This window comes from Spirosoma sp. KNUC1025 (assembly GCF_045160025.1).
Lineage (GTDB): Bacteria > Bacteroidota > Bacteroidia > Cytophagales > Spirosomataceae > Spirosoma.
Window position 1 is genome coordinate 1,230,003 of sequence record NZ_CP087139.1, and the last position, 18,052, is coordinate 1,248,054.

Annotated in this window: 13 protein-coding genes and 1 tRNA gene; 12 read left to right on the top strand and 2 right to left on the bottom strand. The window is 45.1% G+C overall.

The features are described 5' to 3' along the window. The first annotated feature begins 88 nt into the window (after positions 1 to 88). Positions 89 to 1,261 (top strand): hypothetical protein, encoded by a 1,173-nt coding sequence (locus LN737_RS05370; RefSeq protein ID WP_405516878.1) that lies wholly within the window; start codon positions 89 to 91, stop codon positions 1,259 to 1,261. Between the two features lie 16 nt (positions 1,262 to 1,277). On the opposite strand, the gene LN737_RS05375 is transcribed toward LN737_RS05370, so the two are convergent. Together LN737_RS05375 and LN737_RS05380 are read right to left on the bottom strand one after the other, a co-directional pair. After that, positions 1,278 to 2,801, bottom strand: a complete 1,524-nt coding sequence (locus LN737_RS05375) for a GH3 auxin-responsive promoter family protein (protein WP_405516880.1) — start codon at positions 2,799 to 2,801, stop codon at positions 1,278 to 1,280. Between the two features lie 74 nt (positions 2,802 to 2,875). Next, positions 2,876 to 3,772, bottom strand: coding sequence for a glycerophosphodiester phosphodiesterase family protein (locus LN737_RS05380; RefSeq protein ID WP_405516882.1), 897 nt, complete (start codon positions 3,770 to 3,772; stop codon positions 2,876 to 2,878). A 226-nt stretch (positions 3,773 to 3,998) separates the two neighbouring features. On the opposite strand from LN737_RS05380, the gene LN737_RS05385 reads away from it, so the two are divergent. From LN737_RS05385 to LN737_RS05435, 11 genes are all read left to right on the top strand, one after another. Then, positions 3,999 to 6,446 (top strand): penicillin acylase family protein, encoded by a 2,448-nt coding sequence (locus LN737_RS05385; RefSeq protein ID WP_405516884.1) that lies wholly within the window; start codon positions 3,999 to 4,001, stop codon positions 6,444 to 6,446. A 61-nt stretch (positions 6,447 to 6,507) separates the two neighbouring features. Then, positions 6,508 to 6,870, top strand: a complete 363-nt coding sequence (locus LN737_RS05390; protein ID WP_405516885.1) for a hypothetical protein — start codon at positions 6,508 to 6,510, stop codon at positions 6,868 to 6,870. 56 nt (positions 6,871 to 6,926) lie between these two features. Next, entirely contained in the window at positions 6,927 to 7,520 is a 594-nt protein-coding gene (locus LN737_RS05395; protein WP_405516886.1) for an OmpH family outer membrane protein, read from the top strand. A 217-nt stretch (positions 7,521 to 7,737) separates the two neighbouring features. Beyond that, the gene (gene smpB / locus LN737_RS05400; protein ID WP_405516888.1) at positions 7,738 to 8,199 is read left to right on the top strand and encodes an SsrA-binding protein SmpB; all 462 of its coding nucleotides are present in this window, start codon (positions 7,738 to 7,740) and stop codon (positions 8,197 to 8,199) included. Positions 8,200 to 8,342: 143 nt separating this feature from the next. Then, positions 8,343 to 8,858 carry an HNH endonuclease gene (locus tag LN737_RS05405; RefSeq protein ID WP_405516890.1) on the top strand — a complete coding sequence of 172 codons (516 nt, stop codon included), beginning with the start codon at positions 8,343 to 8,345 and terminating at the stop codon, positions 8,856 to 8,858. A 258-nt stretch (positions 8,859 to 9,116) separates the two neighbouring features. Then, positions 9,117 to 10,901, top strand: a complete 1,785-nt coding sequence (rpsA, locus tag LN737_RS05410; RefSeq protein ID WP_405516891.1) for a 30S ribosomal protein S1 — start codon at positions 9,117 to 9,119, stop codon at positions 10,899 to 10,901. Between the two features lie 136 nt (positions 10,902 to 11,037). After that, positions 11,038 to 11,108, top strand: a tRNA-Cys gene (locus tag LN737_RS05415). A 236-nt stretch (positions 11,109 to 11,344) separates the two neighbouring features. After that, positions 11,345 to 12,670, top strand: a complete 1,326-nt coding sequence (locus tag LN737_RS05420) for a c-type cytochrome (protein WP_405516893.1) — start codon at positions 11,345 to 11,347, stop codon at positions 12,668 to 12,670. A 107-nt stretch (positions 12,671 to 12,777) separates the two neighbouring features. Continuing rightward, on the top strand, positions 12,778 to 15,900 hold the full coding sequence (locus LN737_RS05425) for a TAT-variant-translocated molybdopterin oxidoreductase (RefSeq protein WP_405516895.1): 3,123 nt from the start codon (positions 12,778 to 12,780) through the stop codon (positions 15,898 to 15,900). Between the two features lie 105 nt (positions 15,901 to 16,005). Beyond that, positions 16,006 to 17,436: an NrfD/PsrC family molybdoenzyme membrane anchor subunit gene (gene nrfD, locus LN737_RS05430; RefSeq protein ID WP_405516897.1), complete on the top strand. Its 1,431-nt coding sequence runs from the start codon at positions 16,006 to 16,008 to the stop codon at positions 17,434 to 17,436. Positions 17,437 to 17,511: 75 nt separating this feature from the next. Then, positions 17,512 to 18,045: a DUF3341 domain-containing protein gene (locus tag LN737_RS05435; RefSeq protein WP_405516898.1), complete on the top strand. Its 534-nt coding sequence runs from the start codon at positions 17,512 to 17,514 to the stop codon at positions 18,043 to 18,045. The last annotated feature ends 7 nt before the right edge of the window (positions 18,046 to 18,052 follow it).

Below are 18,052 nucleotides of genomic sequence, written 5' to 3' on the forward strand. Positions count from 1 at the left end.
TGTAATAGGTACTTCCACAGAGTGGCCCCTATGGCGAAAAATGCTATTCCGTTTTTGCTGTATTTACGCGCTTTTATACATATCGCCGTTGACCTGGCTAGGTAATGTACCTCTGTTTGGGCAGATTGGGGAATATTATGACATAGCAGAGACCTGGTTAGTGAATATGGCCAATGAGTACATTCTCCAGATTCACTCAGAGCGGATGCCACCCAATGGCAGTGGCGACACATCGTATCACTACGCCCACTTACGCTTTCTGCTCATTACCGCGACAGTTGGAACACTTATCTGGACGATTGCTGACAAACGTAAAAATTACAACACGGCCTACTACTGGCTTCTGGTAATTATCAGGTATTACGTTGCCATGCATGCGCTGTTTTACGGTATCATTAAATTATTTGGTCAGCAAATGATTTTTCCGCCGTTGAGTGCTCTGGCTACTCCCTTAGGAGATTTTCTGCCAATGCGTCTGTCCTGGTATTTTATCGGGTATTCAGGCCCGTACCAGTTCTTTTCGGGAGCAGTTGAGTTTATAGCCGGACTTCTACTGCTGTACCGCCGAACAAGTACGCTGGGGGCCTTTGTAGCGGCAAGTATATTCCTCAACGTAATGATGTTGAATCTGTGTTACGATATTCCGGTAAAGCTGTTCTCAATCCATTTATTTCTGCTCAGTAATTTTCTGCTATTAGGTGATGCACAGCGATTGCTTAACTTTTTCGTTTTTAACAAAGCTGTTCAACCCGTTCAACGTATCGGATTACCTACAAAACAAATGAGGCTGGCCCAAATCGGGCTGAAAATTGTCTTTATTGGTTTGTTTCTGATAAAGCCCTTATACGAGTTTGCGATTGCGTTTGATCAGGGTGCATCTCCCCCAAAATTGACAACTGGAATTTTCTCAGTCGATCAGTTTAAGGGAAATGCAGCAGACAGTTTGCGCTGGAAGGACGTAATTTTTGAGGCAAATAGCTCAGGAAGCATACAAACCGCTGATACACTATTTCGTCAGAGGTATCGGCGCGGCTATTTTAGCTATACGTTCGATACCCTAAAACACACCATTGCTTTTAAAAAATTCGCTTCAGATACTTCGGCGCTGTTTACCATGAATTACGTCATGCCAGACACTAACCACATCGCCTTACGTGGAAAAATTCGGGATGATTCGGTGCTAGTAACGCTAAAACGCCAAAAACGGCATTTCCAGCTTACCGAACGGCAGTTTCACTGGGTTTCTGAAGCGAACCGCTAATCTTTTCGATGTTGTTTTAAAGTTCGAGGACCCGTCCCAGAATATCGTCCAGGTATTCGCGCGAGTTTGCCAGTCGAGGTACTTTGTGCTGACCGCCTAATTTGCCTCGTTGCTTCATCCAGGCATAGAACGTACCGGGTTGCACGACATGAATTCGTGGTCGTTTGAGCACTATGTCGTTGTAGCGCTTTGCATCGTAATCAGAGTTGACCTGCCGTAGTGTTTCGTCTAGAATCTGGTTAAAGCGTTGCTGGCTGTCGGGTTCGTGGGCAAACTCGATTACCCATTCATGGCAACCATTAACACCGTTACTCATATAGATTGGACCGGCTGTATAATCGGCTATAACAGCTCCCGTAGCTTCGCAGGCACGGGTAATGGCTGTTTCGGCATTTTCAACGATCACTTCTTCGCCAAAAACATTGATAAAATGCTTGGTACGACCGCTTACTTTTAACCGATGCGGGTAAAGTGACGTAAAGCGGACTGTATCGCCAATTTTATAGCGCCACAATCCACCATTGGTCGATACGATCAGAGCATAATTTTTGTCTAACTCGACTTCGTCAATGGTCAATGCTTTCGGGTAGGGCTGGTCAGCTTCGTTGATCGGCACAAACTCATAAAAAATTCCATAGTCGAGCATCAGCAGCATTTCCCCAACACGTGTCAGATCATCCTGAATAGCGAAAAAGCCTTCTGAAGCGTTATAAATCTCCTGATACCGAACGGTTTTTGACGGGAAAATCTGCTGCTGAAACAATTCACGATAGGGTTGAAAGTTAACCGCGCCATGCATCATTACCTCAAAATTTGGCCACACTTCCAGAATATTCGATTTCCCTGTTTGGGCCAGGATTTTGTCAATAAGCACCAATCCCCAGGTTGGTACGCCCAGCATGCTTGTTACGTTCTCCTGCGATGTAATCTCAGCCATGCGCTCCAGCTTAGTCTCCCATTCGTCCATAAGCGCTACGTCGATGGAAGGCGTTCGAATGTACTGTGCCCAGCTTGGGAGGTTCTTCATGACAACAGCCGATACGTCTCCGGCTGCACTATTGGTACTGTATGGATTGGCATGCAAACTCCCGCCGATCGAAAGCCCCTTGCCTTCGAAAGCCCGGCTATCGGGGTTATTCATTACGTAGAGAGCCATCATATCCTTGCCACCTTTAAAATGGCTTTCGTCGAGTGACTCAGTCGTAACGGGAATGAATTTGCTGCGCGCATTGGTCGTTCCTGACGACTTAGCGAACCATCGAACAGGTGAAGGCCAAAGCACTTTACTTTCGCCTTTCATGACCCGTTCAATGTACGGAAACAGATCTTCATAGCTCGATACCGGTACCTGCTGTTGAAAATCGCGAATGTTCTGGATGGATTTATAGCCGTACTTTTTCCCCCATTCGGTTCGTCGGCCAGCCCGGATGAGTTGCGAAAAGACCTTTTGCTGCACCGCACCGGGGTGTTGCATCATTGCCTCGATACGTGGCATTCGCCGTTGTAAGAGCCATTTTAGTGTGGTATTAAGCAGGGTCATAAAGCCACAAGTCACATAAGCCAGTGAGATAGAATTGGCTAGTTCAGGAAACTTACGAAAGTAGTAATTAGTTTTTACAAACCATTTGCCCGGTCCGGATAGTCAGTAATTAATCCATCAACTCCCCATTCTTTCAGGCGTTTCATATCATTAAGTTGGTTCACTGTCCAGGGAATAACCTTAATTGATTGGGCATGAAGTCTAGCGATTTTAGCCTGATTTATTAGCCGAAAATACGGGCTGTATATATCCGGCTTAAAGCCAAGTTCTTCAATATTTTTCTCAGGGCTGCGTATATTTTCAACTAGAGCAGATAACCTCACTTTCGGATACCTGCCTGCATCGGCCTGTTGTTTCCAGTGTTTCAAAACGGCAAAGTCAAAGCTTTGAATAATAAGCCGGTCTGAATTACGGCCTTCAGCCAATAAATGTTTCTTAAGTACATTTTGCACAAGATTGCAGAAGGCAGGTGGGTCAGGCTGGCTTCTGTTGTACTCCGATGCTTCACTTTTAATTTCTATGTTGTACGCGAAAAAAGGCAGATTTTTAGCTGTCCGATACGTTTCAATCTGCTTAATTACCTCGCTCAGTAGTGGTTTATAGGCCTTAATTTTTTGTTGTTCCGGATAAGCTGAATTACCGTTTGCCCCTACCTCATAACGCTTGATTTCATCGTAGTTCATTTGGTAGAGAACCAGCTTTTTTTGCTCTTTTTTATCAACTGGCCGACCATCCGGCGTACTGCTGAATGCTGCGCTGAAGTAAGGATCATGCGAAACGACAACCTGATTATCCTTGCTAATCACTACGTCCATTTCGAGCGTAGTAACGCCGAGATCGAGCGCTTTTAGAAAAGCAGGTATGGTATTTTCTGGCATTAGCCCCCGGCAACCACGGTGTCCTTCCAGATCAAATACGGGTTGGGTAAGGCCAAGACATGCCAGTGCTAGTAATAAAACATTGAACCGCATGTACAAGTAGAGCGAAAGAGGGATCAAAAATACTGTTTCTTAAATTGGCAAAGTTATTATTAATTCAAATTGTATAGGCTTGGCGAATAGTTAGTTACAACTACAACAGGGTTTATATTGCAGGAGTATGAAAAGGATTTTTGGTACTCTTAGGTGAATGTTTTTTATTTGATAAATCCAAAAGAAATTTTGTCTATACAAATCATTGTGATTTGAATTTGTCATTATGCGTTCTACAAAGGCTATTGCCGTATCATTATTAACCTTACTACTAATTTGGGGGTTGAACCGGCCGTGGGGCGGCATCCCGGCTTTTGGATCCTTAATCAGCCCTTTTGTTGGCTTTTGGCAAAATGCTGAATCGGTAAACAACGAGGATGAGAACGTAACAGTTAGTGGTACGCAAGCGCCGGTTACTGTATTGTTTGATGATCACGCTGTGCCGCACGTGTTTGCCCAGAACGACCACGATATGTATTTCGCACAGGGCTTCCTGACAGCACGCGACCGGCTTTGGCAAATGGAATTTCAAACCCATGCAGCCGCTGGACGAGTATCCGAAATTGTTGGCGATAAAGCTTTAGAACTCGACCGGTTCAACAGGCATTTGGGAATGGTGTACGGAGCCGAACAAACGCTGAAGGGTATGGAGAGTGATGCCGGTACGCGTGAAGCGCTCGAAGCGTATACGGCTGGTGTTAACGCATGGATCAAACAACTTTCGCCCGCACAGTACCCAATTGAATACAAGTTGCTGGGCTATGCACCCGAGCCCTGGACGCCCCTCAAGTGTGCCTTACTGCTGAAGCAAATGAGTAGTACGCTCGCCGGAGGAGCCGATGATCTGCTCATGAGCAACATTTTAAAGAAATACGGTAAAGCGATTACGACAGATTTATTCCCCGATTATCCTGTTCACGAAGATCCAATTATCCCCGTTGGTACGCAATGGGATTTTAAGCCTTTACCAATACCTGCACCCCCTAAAGACAGTTTACTGGGTAACCTTGTGGCGTTGTCGGCACCGGGATTTGGTACGCCCCCTAACCGCGCTAATCCCGAAATCGGCTCTAACAACTGGGCTGTCGGGCCTCAAAAGTCGGCCTCCGGGCACCCTATTCTGGCAAACGACCCACATCTAACCTTGAGCTTGCCCTCAATCTGGTACCAGATTCAGCTGGTTTCTCCGACAGTTAATGTGTATGGCGCATCGTTGCCAGGGGCCCCGAATGTTATTATAGGGTTTAATAAAAACGTTGCCTGGGGTGTCACCAACGTTGGCGCCGATGTACTTGATTTTTACGCCATAAAATTCCGGGATGCGTCCCGGCAGGAATACTGGCATAATAATCAGTGGAAGGCAGTCCGGCGCCGGATTGAGACAATTAAGGTAAAAGGACAACCGGATGTAATTGATACGGTCTATTATACGCATCATGGTCCTTTGGTTTACGAGCCTAAAGCCAAGCCATTTCGGCCGAGTATTCCGGTGGGCTATGCTGCCCGTTGGATAGCTCATGAACCGTCGAACGAAATGCGATGCTTTTATCTATTGAATCGTGCCAAAAACTTTACTGAGTATCGGAAAGCACTGGCTTACTACGTAGCCCCTGCACAGAATTTTATATTTGCTGACAATGAAAACGATATAGCCATCTCACCAAATGGCCGTTTTCCATTGAAATGGAAAGATCAAGGCAAGTTTTTGTTAGATGGTACTGATCCAGTGAATGACTGGCACGGGTTTATTCCCGCCGATCAGAATCCGCTCGTGAAAAATCCACCACGTGGTTTTGTGAGTTCTGCCAATCAGTTTTCTACCGATCCGACGTATCCTTATTATATCAACTGGCAGTTCGCTCCATATGAACGTGGGCACCGTATTAATCAACGGCTTACGACAATGCAGCGAGCCACTACCGACAGTTTGCGCCAACTTCAGAATGATACCTATAATATTAGGGCTGCTGATGCGCTGCCCGTTATTCTAGCTAAGCTATCAGAACAAGGTTTTACCCAGGATCAGCAGAAGGCGCTGCAAATTCTCCGGAAATGGAAACGTAATAACGATGCAGGCGAAGTGGGCCCAACCATTTTTACGGAATGGATGGCTCAATTTATGAAAGCGGTGTGGGCTGACGAATTTGATGGAGAGGATACAATTCCCATGCGTTTCCCAACCTTCGACCGAACACTGACACTGATGCAACGCGATACGGGTTCCCGCTGGTTCGATAATGTCGGCACACCTACCCGCGAGCACTTGCCTGATTTATTACGTCAAAGCTTTCAGTCAACCTGTGATACCCTGACCAAAAAGCATGGAACTCTTGGAATGAATTGGGCATGGGGCCCGCATAAAGGCACCGATATTCGGCACTTATTACCTGGCGTTGATGCATTTAGCGTCCTTGACCTCAATGTTGGTGGAGGAAATGTTATTGTCAATGCAACCAACGAACGATCAGGACCGTCCTGGCGGATGGTAGTGGCGCTAGGTGATCAGCCCAAAGCGTATGGCGTTTATCCCGGTGGCCAGTCGGGCAATCCGGGAAGTCCATATTATCTGGATATGCTCGATACGTGGCGAACAGGCCAACTGAATGAGTTGCTGTACTTACAAACTGCAGCGGATAAGCACCCACGGATAAAAAGGAAAATGACTTTGAAGTAACCGATTCGCTTGAGAGACCATAAATTTTGACCGCACATAAAGCGACTGGCCGCCGTATCTTATGATTCAAATTCTTTTAATCGCAATTATTAGCTTTCTCGCACAACTGGTGCTCCCGTGGTGGAGCCTGGCAATCGTTGCTTTTCTAGTGTGTTTCTGGCAGAGTTCAACGGCCAAGCGAGCTTTCATGTATGGTTTTGTCGGAATCGCTCTTATATGGCTGGCTTATGCATTACTTATTCATATACGTACCGACGGAATATTTACCGGGCGAATGAGTGAATTGCTCTTTAAGTCAAAAAATGCAGCCATTCCTTTACTCGTGACCGCAGTTTTAGGTGGCCTGGTTGGGGGGATGGCCGGTCTTTCTGGCTTCCTGACCCGGCTGGCTGTTGGAAATCAAATTACAAATCGTACGTCGTAAATCGTAAATCCCCCTACCTTTGTGGGATAAACTTGTCACTAACCAATCTGTTTCCTGTGAAGAATGCCTCGTTGATTTTGAATGTCATCCTGACAATTGCTGTAGCTGTTCTATACTACCTGCATTTTAAAGACCGTCAGCCTGAATCGGCCCCTGCTATAGAAAAACCCGCTGAAGCACAAGGGAAAGCCATTGTGTACGTCAATGTAGATTCGCTACTGACGAAATATGAATATTTTAAAGACACCCAGAAAGTACTGGAAAGTAAACGTTTTCAATTAGAAAATGATCTTGCTTCTAAAGGACGTAATCTTCAGAACAAAGTAGCTTTCTTCCAGCAACGGGCCGCCACAATGACCCAGGAGCAGGGCCGAGCTACAGAAGCATCCTTGCAGAAAGAACAGCAGGATATTCTGGCGTATCGCGAGCGCGCTGCACAAAATCTGGCTGTTGAAGAACAGAACAAAAACAAGGAATTGTACGACCAAATTTACGATTACCTGAAAAAAATAAATGCTCAGAATAAATATGAATTCGTTCTGGGCTATACCAAAGGTGGTGGCATTCTGTTTGCCGATCCATCGGCCGACCGTACAAAGGCCGTTCTGGATGGCTTGAACAAAGAATACCAGGTAAAACCGAAGAAATAAGAGCTTCGTAGTAATACATAAACCCGGCTTGATGAAATGCTACGTTTCACAAGCCGGGTTTATGTATTACTGAGCATAAATTTTGGTTGATTCACAAACCTCTCACGAATTTCCGGTGTTGTTTGTCTTACCCAGTTACCTTTATTGCCCATTAACCCATCATTGACGTGATGCAGGCTACCTGCTCTTTGCATACGTCGTACATCTATTAATAGGAATGGCTTCTGCTTCTATCGTCAAACAAGTTGATATACGAAATCGTCGGGCTTCGTTTGAGTATTCGTTTTTAGAAACGTACACAGCGGGTATTGTGCTGACCGGCACCGAAATAAAGTCGATCCGACAGGGAAAGGTGAATTTGCAGGATTCGTATTGCTTGATTCATAATGACGAGCTTCTTATTCGGCAGATGAGCATTTCTATTTACACCGAGGGAACTCATTATAATCACGAACCCCTCCGCGACCGCAAACTTCTGCTCACAAAACGTGAAATCCGTCGGCTTACTGAAAAACTAAAAGACCAGGGTTTAACCATTGTGCCAATCCGACTATTTACAAATGAACGCGGTTTTGCCAAGCTGGAAATTGCACTGGCTAAGGGCAAAAAGCTTTACGACAAGCGTGATAGTATTAAAGAGCGCGAAGTAGAACGGGATTTGCAACGGGAACGATATTAGATAAGTCCAGTTAATCCATAGTGAACGGTCGATAGCCTTTACAATTTCGAGAATCGACTTAGTGACTAAATTTTTCTGAACTATTGCCGATATGTGGATAAGTCTGTAACTTGCTAGCGTACAGAGGCATCTTCAACGTATTTATGGGTAGGAAAGTATTAGTCTTAAATCAAGATTACAGTGCGCTCAGCATTTGCTCCGTTCCCAAAGCATTCCTGCTGGTTTATTTAGATAAAGCTGAACTTGTTGCCGAATCCGAGCAATTTATGCTTCGAACCGTTTCTGCCGAGTTTCCCATGCCATCAGTTATTCGGCTGCATCGATACATAAATCTGCCTTATAAAGGCGTAATGCTTACCAGGCAAAATATCTTCAAACGAGATGGTCACCATTGCCAGTACTGTGGCACTACGGATGATCTGACCCTCGATCATGTCATGCCTAAATCGCGGGGTGGAAAAACCAGTTGGGACAACCTCGCCACCGCTTGCAAACGCTGTAACTCCAGGAAAGGAGACTTTACCCCCGATGAAGCGAATATGAGGCTGCGCCAGAAACCGTTTAAACCTACGTTTCTGGTTTTTTTACGCGAATTTTCTGGGTCTATAGAGCAAAGCTGGATGCCATTTTTAGCAAAAAAAGAGAAGGCTTTTCAATAAAGGACTGAAGGATAAAAGAGAAGAAGGGGACGAAAGGAAGAGAGGAATGCCAGTGGCATCGACTTTTTCGCTCGTCCCTTTCTTCTCTTTTATCCTTTTTCCCTCTATTTCAAAGACTTTTGCCTGCCGCGAAACTTTTTTCCGAAAGCAATTGCTATCTTTGCAGTCCTTTTTTGAGGGCAAAAAAAATCAAACTAAAAGTCAGTCCGCCATTGACCTACGGGCTGATGTACTGAGTGGGTCAGGAAACTTTTTTTTATGAGCAAAACGCAGCAACGCGAACTGCCGGCATTTGATTGGGACCGGGCAGACAACAAAGGGTTCGGGAGTGGCTATTCGGATGCGGAGCGCAACCGGATGATGGAACTGTACGACAATACGTTGTCGGAAGTTAAAGAAAAAGAAGTAGTAATGGGAACCGTCGTTGGGATAACGGACCGGGAAGTATTACTCAATATTGGCTTTAAGTCGGATGGCTTGGTACCTGCTTCTGAATTTCGGGATATGCCCGATCTGAAGATGGGAGATGAAATTGAAGTTTACGTAGAAAATCAGGAAGACCCGAATGGTCAGCTGGTTCTTTCGCGCAAAAAAGCGAAGGTTATTACCGCATGGCAGAAAATTCAGAAAGCGCTGGATGAAGACCTCGTTATTGATGGCTTCGTAAAACGCCGGACGAAGGGTGGTCTGATCGTTGATATTTATAGCGTAGAAGCGTTCTTGCCTGGTTCACAAATCGACGTAAAACCGATTCGTGACTTTGACATCTTTGTTGGCAAGAAAATGGAGGTTAAAGTCGTCAAGATTAATTATGCCAACGATAACGTCGTTGTCTCGCATAAAGTCCTGATTGAAAAAGACCTTGAAGCACAACGCACGCAAATCCTGAACAACCTTGAAAAAGGCCAGGTACTGGAGGGTGTTATCAAAAACATGACCAACTTCGGCGTATTCATCGACCTCGGTGGCGTAGATGGTCTGTTACACATCACGGATATTTCCTGGGGACGTATCAGTCACCCATCTGAAGTACTTCACCTTGACCAGAAGGTTAATGTGGTTGTACTTGACTTTGATGAGGACAAAAAGCGTATTTCGCTGGGTATGAAGCAACTGCTGGCTCATCCATGGGATGCCCTTCAGGAAGATATTCAGGTTGGTTCGAAAGTGAAAGGCAAAATTGTGAACGTAGCGGACTACGGTGCGTTCCTCGAAATTATGCCGGGCGTTGAAGGACTGATCCACGTATCGGAAATGTCGTGGTCGCAGCATCTACGTAACCCACAGGAGTTCCTGAAAGTGGGTGACGAAGTAGAAGCAGTGGTATTGACGCTCGACCGTAACGACCGCAAAATGTCGTTGGGCATCAAACAACTGACCGAAGATCCTTGGACTCGTCCTGAACTACGTGCTAAATATGCCGTTGGCACCAAGCACAAAGGTGTGGTTCGTAACCTGACTAACTTCGGGCTGTTCCTTGAACTGGAAGAAGGTATCGATGGTCTGGTACACGTATCGGATTTGTCGTGGACGAAGAAAATCAAACATCCTTCGGACTTCATTAAAGTAGGTGACGAACTCGAAGTGGTTGTACTTGAACTGGACGTTGATAACCGTCGTCTGGCTTTGGGTCACAAACAACTCGAAGAAAACCCATGGGACACATTTGAATCTGTATTTGCTGTTGGTACAATTCACCGTTGCACCATTATCAGCAAAAATGATAAAATGGCGACCCTTGAATTACCTTATGGTATCGAAGGGTTCTCTTCACTGAAGAATTTAGCGAAAGAAGACGGTACGTTCGCTGAGGTTGGCGAAACGCTTGATTTCAAAGTAACTGAGTTCTCAAAAGAAGAGAAACGTATTATGCTCTCCCACACAAAAGCATGGCAGGAGAAGAGCGAGCCAGCTAAAGAGAAGGCTGCGAAAGCCGCTCCGGCAAAGGCTAGCAGCGCTCCGGCCCAAGCCGAACGTGGTGCTACCCTAGGCGATCTTGACGCCCTGGCTGCCTTAAAAGAGCAGCTTGAAGGTCGTAACTAATTTAAGCTATATAGAGTGTTGAATGTCCTCGAGCAACTACGTTCGGGGACATTTTTTTATAACTACGTTCTGGCTGTACCAGATAAAATCGTATCTTTGCACTCCCGAATTCGCAGCTCTGGTTGTGTGGGCTTAAGGTTCCGTGGCCGAGTGGCTAGGCAGAGGTCTGCAAAACCTCGTACAGCGGTTCGAATCCGCTCGGAACCTCATTTTATGTGTTGTTCTGAAGATGCCATTTTGCTATCACTCACTTTTGAGTTTTGGTAAAATGGCATTTTTTTGTGACGTGTCTGTAAGTATCAACGGTCACTCTTATATTATCTAACGGTCTTAATTAGAAACAATATAAATAAAAACCGTGCCACAAATAACTAAACACCAATTTTTGCCTATACAATAATCGTGTCGTACTTTTGGACGCTAATAAAAAAGCAGTAGTGTTTATGTTGGTTCACTCAGTTAATATAGTTCATAAAATGAGTCATTTATACAAGCTCTGCGGGATCTTAGCTTTATCACTGATTCTGTTGGTTTCCAGCAGTCAGGTGAAAGCTCAGGACGCAGCAGCCGGTGGAGCTCCAGCAGCTGCCGCTCCAGCAGGGGGCGGGGGCGATGCTGAGAAGGGGAAGACCCTGTTTACGAACAACTGTGCTCAATGCCACGCAGTAACGGATGAAAAAGTTGTAGGGCCTGGTCTGAAAGGAATTGAAAGTCGGGCGCCAAGCAAAGACTGGTTGCACAAATGGATTAGAAACTCATCGGCCGTTATTGCATCTGGCGACGCTTATGCCAATCAGGTTTTTAATGCCAACGGTAAAGTTCAGATGTCAAGCTTCCCAAGCTTATCCGACGCTGATATTGACGGTATCCTGGCGTATATCGATCAGGCTAGTAAACCTGCTGCAGCGGCTTCGGCGGCCGGGGCGAGCGATACGAAAAACGCTGGCGGAGCTGGTGGGGCAGGTGCATCAACAGGTGGGCCTTCGGAGTTGTTTACGTTCGTACTGGTTGCTGTATTAGTTGTTATGCTTCTGGTGCTTGGCGTACTGCTCGTTATTGTTAATATTTTATCGAAAGCTGTAACGCCTGTTTCTCTGGGAGATGGTACGCAAATCCCCTCTACATTTGGAGAGCGGCTTAAAGCAGGGTTATCCAATGCTTTCAATAACCCTACGCTACGTTCGATTGTGATTTGGCTGTTCTTGTTAGTAGCTGCCAAAGAAACTATTGATGGTGCCTACGGAGTAGGTATTCAGCAGGGTTATGCGCCTAAGCAGCCAATTGCTTATTCGCACAAATTACACGCGGGTCAGTACAAAATCGATTGTAATTATTGTCATACAGGAGCCCAAAAGGGTAAAAACGCTACTATTCCCGCAGCTAACATCTGTATGAACTGTCACGGTGTTATCAAAAAGGAATCGCCTGAGATTCAGAAAATATACACCGCCATTGAAGAGAACCGGCCTATTGAATGGGTTCGGGTACACAATTTGCCTGACCTAGCTTACTTCAATCATGCTCAACACGTAAATGTTGGTAATGTAGCCTGCCAAACTTGTCATGGCGAGATTGAAAAAATGGAAGTCGTTGAGGCTCGTTCGTCGCTGACGATGGGCTGGTGTATTGACTGCCACCGTCGGACAGACGTAAATACAAAAGATAACGCCTACTACGACAAGCTCGTCGCTCTTCACCAGAAAGAAAGCAAAGAACCGCTGAAGGTTGCGAATATAGGCGGGCTGGAATGTTCAAAATGTCACTATTAATACTTAATGTATAATGAACAATGAATAATGTATAATGGAAGTAAAGAGCCATTGTTCATTTTCAATTCTACATTATTCATTCATAACCATTGCCGCATATAACACGCATGGAAAATACATCTAAACGGTATTGGAAAGGGGTTGAAGAGTTACGTAATGACGCTACGTTCGTTAAGAACGTGAATAGCGAATTTGCGAACCCCGACTTGAGTGAATCGTCGAATGACATAGAAGGTCTACTCGGCGGCTCAAACACCCAACGCCGTGACTTTCTCAAAGTAATGGGTTTTGGTATGGCCGCTGTATCGTTGGCAGCCTGTGAAACACCCGTCCATAAGGCAGTACCTTATATCAATAAACCGGAATTTACTTTCCCATCTATATCTGATTATTACGCATCTACCTTCAGCGAAGGTGGTGATTACGTTGCCATCTTGGTTGAAACACGTGAAGGGCGTCCTATCAAAATAGAAGGTAATCCTTCGTCGAGCGTATCGAAAGGTGGTACGACCGCCAAATCTCAGGCGTCGGTTTTGTCCCTTTATGATATTGACAAACTGAAAGGGCCAAAACGTGGCGATGCTGATATTGACTGGGCTACGGCCGACCGTGAAATTATTAGCCAGCTAAATTCTGTTGCGGCAAAAGGTGGGGCAATTCGAATTGTTACGTCAACGATACTCAGCCCGGCTACAAAAGCTGTTATTGCTGACTTCGTAGCAAAATACCCAACGACTCGTCACATTACGTATGATGCAAATTCTGTATCTGGCTTAGTACAGGCAAATTTAGCATCATTTGGTAAAGCGGTTATTCCATCTTATGATTTCAGTAAAGCTCAGACAATCGTTAGTGTCGGTGCTGATTTTCTAGGTACGTGGATCGCCCCCATCGAATATATGGGACCGTATGCAAAAGGACGGAAAATTGGTGCTATTGGTGGCGGAAGTAAAACCATGTCGCGTCACTACCAATTCGAAACAGGCCTTTCGATGACGGGTGCAAATGCTGACTACCGTACTGCTATTAAACCTTCACAAGAAGGCCTGGTCGTAGCAGCTTTGTATAATAAGGTAGCTGCTAAATTGGGTGGAACAGCAATTAGTACACCATCCATCGACGTACCAAATCTAGATAAGGCAGCAACAGATCTTGCTAGTACGCGCAGTAAAGCACTGGTTGTTTCTGGTTCAAATGATCCAAATGTTCAGATTGTTGTCAACGCCCTTAATAATCTGCTAGGAAGTTACGGCACAACAATTGATATCAACAGCCCGGTTAACTATCGTCAGGGGAACGACCAACAAATGAATGCCTTTATAAATGAGGCTAAAGCTGGTCAAGTTGGAGCTGTACTGTTCTTTGCTTCGAATCCGGTTTACGATCACCCACGTGGGGCTGAACTTGCAGAAGTATTACCGAAAATCGCTTTATCTGTATCGTTTGCTGATCGTGCTGACGAAACGGCTTCGCTGACAAAATTCATAACACCTGCTCCACATTTTCTGGAATGCTGGAATGATGCTGAGCCAAAGCAAGGTTATTACAGTCTGGCGCAGCCTGCTATCACCAATATCTTTAAAACCCGCCAATTTCAGTCAAGTCTTTTAACCTGGACTGGTAAGTCAAACGACTATCAGGCTTACTTGAAAAACTATTGGCGTGTTACTCATTTCCCTAAAACATCAGGTTTTAGTTCCTTCGATGCTTTTTGGGTGAAATGCCTGAATGACGGTGTGTTTGAACCGAATAACGGACAGGCTGCTGCTGCTGGCGGAGCTTCCTTCACAGGAAATGTTGCGCAGGCTGCCGCTGGTATTGCACAGCGTTATAAACCGACTACGGGTATAGAGTTGGCTTTATATGAAAAAGTTGGCGTTGGTACAGGGGCAATGGCTAATAATCCTTGGTTACAGGAGCTACCTGATCCCGTATCAAAAGCTTGCTGGGATAATTACGCGGCAATTTCACAAAAGACTGCAAAAGATCTGAATCTGGCTCAGAATGATCTGGTAACGGTTTCAGTAAATGGAAAGTCTGTTGAACTGCCCGTGCTGATACAGCCAGGTCAGGCTGATAATACAGTATCGATCGCAATTGGCTACGGTCGCGAAAAAGGTGGTAAATCGGCAAATGGCGTAGGAGTTAATGTCTTTCCGTTCGTAAGTATGACGGGTGGATATGCAACTTACTCGGCATTTACTGCGAAGGTAGATAAAGCCAGTGGTAGCCATGAAATAGCACAAACCCAGACACATGATACAGTGATGGGACGTAAGGCTGTATTACAGGAATCGCGTTTGGCAGCTTATAAAGAGAATCCAAAAGCAGGTCGGTACGAGCCTAAAGTTCAAACATCGAAAGGAGCTACAGACCCTAATGACATTACGCTGTGGAATGGGTATGGTAAACCAAACCATTCATGGGGCATGGTCATTGACCTAAACTCCTGCATTGGCTGTGGTACGTGTGTAGTTGCTTGTAATGCAGAAAACAACATTCAGGTTGTCGGTAGAAAAGAAGTAATCCGGCGCCGTGAAATGCATTGGATGCGGATTGACCGGTATTACAGCAGCGATGCCGATGTTGAGGTTGATGGTTTCTCTGCGTTAGAAGTTGCCTCCGCCAATCCTGAGGTAACATTCCAGCCAATGCTCTGTCAGCATTGCAGTAATGCGCCTTGCGAAACGGTTTGTCCGGTATTGGCTACAACCCATAGTACAGAAGGGTTAAACCAAATGACTTATAACCGTTGTATCGGTACCCGTTATTGCGCCAATAACTGCCCATACAAAGTGCGCCGGTTTAACTGGTTTAAGTACTTTGATAATGATAACTTTGATTATCATTTCAATAATGACCTCGGTAAGATGGTCATTAATCCAGACGTAACAGTCCGGTCACGGGGGGTAATTGAAAAGTGCTCATTCTGTGTACAACGTATTCAGGAAAGTAAGTTAACGGCGAAAAAAGAACGTCGTCGGTTAGGTCCTGATGAAGTGCAAACCGCTTGTGCACAGGCTTGCCCAACGACTGCCATTGTTTTTGGCGACATGAACAACCCAGAAAGTACAATTTCTAAAATACTTGAAGTTGAACTTGAGGAACGTGCCTTCCATGTGCTGGAAGAAATTAACGTGAGACCGCAAATCTCTTACCTGACGAAAATTCGGAATAAAGACGAGGAGCCAAAACAAGACGAAAAAACTCGTCAGGAACCAAACGCGTAAATTAACTTATGAGTCACGGAAACTAATCTGAAGTTTGTTAAACAATTAGACGAACAATCCGTAATTCGTATATCATAAATCGTACATCGTAAATTAGTAAGATATATGTCGCATGTTACATCAGCCGTAAGAACTCCTCTTGTCACCGGTGGTAAAACCTACGCCGACGTGACTGAGGATATCAGCAAACAGGTTGAGGGCAATCCAACCCGCGAGTGGACTATCGCCTTTATTATTGCGGTGGTTGTGCTCATTTACGGAACTGCCTGTCTTTTCTGGACATGGTGGGAAGGTTTGGGTGTTTGGGGCTTAAATAAAACCGTTGGCTGGGCTTGGGATATCACTAACTTCGTATGGTGGGTAGGTATTGGGCACGCTGGTACGTTAATTTCTGCCATTCTTCTGCTATTTCGTCAAAAATGGCGGACGGCAGTAAACCGGGCGGCTGAGGCTATGACCATCTTTGCCGTTATCTGCGCTGCAAGCTTTATCATGATGCACGCTGGTCGTCCCTGGGTAGCTTACTGGTGCTTGCCGTTACCAAATACATTAGGTTCACTTTGGGTGAATTTTAAATCACCATTGGTTTGGGACGTATTTGCGATCAGTACGTACTTCACTGTGTCTTTGGTGTTCTGGTACATGGGCCTTATTCCTGATTTGGCCACCATTCGCGATCGCGCACGTAGCAAGGTGTCCCGGTATATTTACGGCGCTTTTTCGCTAGGCTGGAATGGTTCGGCTAAAACTTGGGCACGGTATGAATACATGAGCTTAATTCTTGCTGGTCTATCAACTCCGCTCGTATTGTCTGTACACACTATTGTAAGTATGGACTTTGCTACGTCAGTAATTCCTGGCTGGCACACAACCATCTTTCCCCCATATTTCGTAGCGGGTGCTATCTTTTCGGGTTTTGCCATGGTGCAAAATCTGGTTCTGATTATTCGGGTGGTGTTCAAACTGGAAGACTATATTACAATTGAACACATCGAGTCGATGAATAAAGTCATCACGTTGACTGGTTCGATTGTAGGGGTAGCTTATCTAACTGAGTTCTTTATTGCATGGTACTCAGGTGTAGAATTTGAAAGCTACGCATTCATTAACCGGGCAACAGGACCTTACTGGTGGGCTTACTGGGCTATGATGACCTGTAACGTAATTACACCACAGCTCTTCTGGTCGCGGGCCATTCGCCGGAGTATTGTATGGACGTTTGTTCTGTCTGTAATTGTGAACATTGGTATGTGGTTCGAGCGGTTTGTGATTATTGTTACGTCGCTACACCGTGACTATCTGCCTTCAAGCTGGGCAATGTTCCACCCTACGTTATTTGATATTAGCGACTATATTTTCTCTTTTGGTCTGTTCTTTACTTTGTTCCTGCTGTTCTCGAAGTTTTTACCAGTAGTGAATATGGCAGAAGTGAAAACGGTTATTAAGTCGTCTTCAGAAAAATTACCGATTTCTGTTTCAGGAGTCGCTAAAGGCGAACGAGTCGCTAATCCAACGTTTAATAAGAACGCAGAATAAAAACAGCTAATAGTACCAGGTCTTACTGTTGACAAATTTTAGCAGCAAGAAACTGAAACAGACTAATTAAAACGTATGTCAGACGTACATAGTAATAGTAAGTTTTTGGTGGGCATCTACGATGATGACGATGTCGTACTGAAAGCTGTTAGAGAAGTTAAAAAAGCGGGTGTTCGGATTCATGAAGTCTATACGCCATTCCCGATCCACGGATTAGATATCGCACTTGGTCATCCTCGTTCGCGGTTAGGAATAGCGGCCTTTTTATTCGCATTATCCGGGACACTTACTGCGCTAGCACTAACATTCTACGCGGAAGGATTTGACTGGCCTATGATTGTTGGTGGAAAAGATTCGTACTCACCAGTAGTGTATGTACCTATAATCTTTGAATTAACGGTTCTTTTTTGTGCATTAGGAATGGTTGGAACATTTCTGGTATCCAATGGTTTAGGGCCCACAGTCAAACCACTGATGTACGATCTAAGAACAACAGATAATAAATTTGCAATGGCCATTGACCTGAGCAAAAACAATATTGTCGAAAGTGATATCGAGCAGATTCTGAAGCAATCAGGCGCTGCTGAAGTTAATATTAAGCAGTTCTAATTTCAGA

Bases quoted from the DNA above. Each gene is read 5' to 3' on its own strand.
- LN737_RS05375 (WP_405516880.1), bottom strand. From the start codon at position 2,801: ATGACCCTGCTTAATACCACACTAAAATGGCTCTTACAACGGCGAATG.
- LN737_RS05380 (WP_405516882.1), bottom strand. From the start codon at position 3,772: ATGCGGTTCAATGTTTTATTACTAGCACTGGCATGTCTTGGCCTTACC.
- LN737_RS05385 (WP_405516884.1), top strand. From the start codon at position 3,999: ATGCGTTCTACAAAGGCTATTGCCGTATCATTATTAACCTTACTACTA.
- LN737_RS05390 (WP_405516885.1), top strand. From the start codon at position 6,508: ATGATTCAAATTCTTTTAATCGCAATTATTAGCTTTCTCGCACAACTG.
- smpB (WP_405516888.1), top strand. From the start codon at position 7,738: ATGGCTTCTGCTTCTATCGTCAAACAAGTTGATATACGAAATCGTCGG.
- LN737_RS05405 (WP_405516890.1), top strand. From the start codon at position 8,343: ATGGGTAGGAAAGTATTAGTCTTAAATCAAGATTACAGTGCGCTCAGC.
- rpsA (WP_405516891.1), top strand. From the start codon at position 9,117: ATGAGCAAAACGCAGCAACGCGAACTGCCGGCATTTGATTGGGACCGG.
- LN737_RS05420 (WP_405516893.1), top strand. From the start codon at position 11,345: ATGTTGGTTCACTCAGTTAATATAGTTCATAAAATGAGTCATTTATAC.
- LN737_RS05425 (WP_405516895.1), top strand. From the start codon at position 12,778: ATGGAAAATACATCTAAACGGTATTGGAAAGGGGTTGAAGAGTTACGT.
- nrfD (WP_405516897.1), top strand. From the start codon at position 16,006: ATGTCGCATGTTACATCAGCCGTAAGAACTCCTCTTGTCACCGGTGGT.
- LN737_RS05435 (WP_405516898.1), top strand. From the start codon at position 17,512: ATGTCAGACGTACATAGTAATAGTAAGTTTTTGGTGGGCATCTACGAT.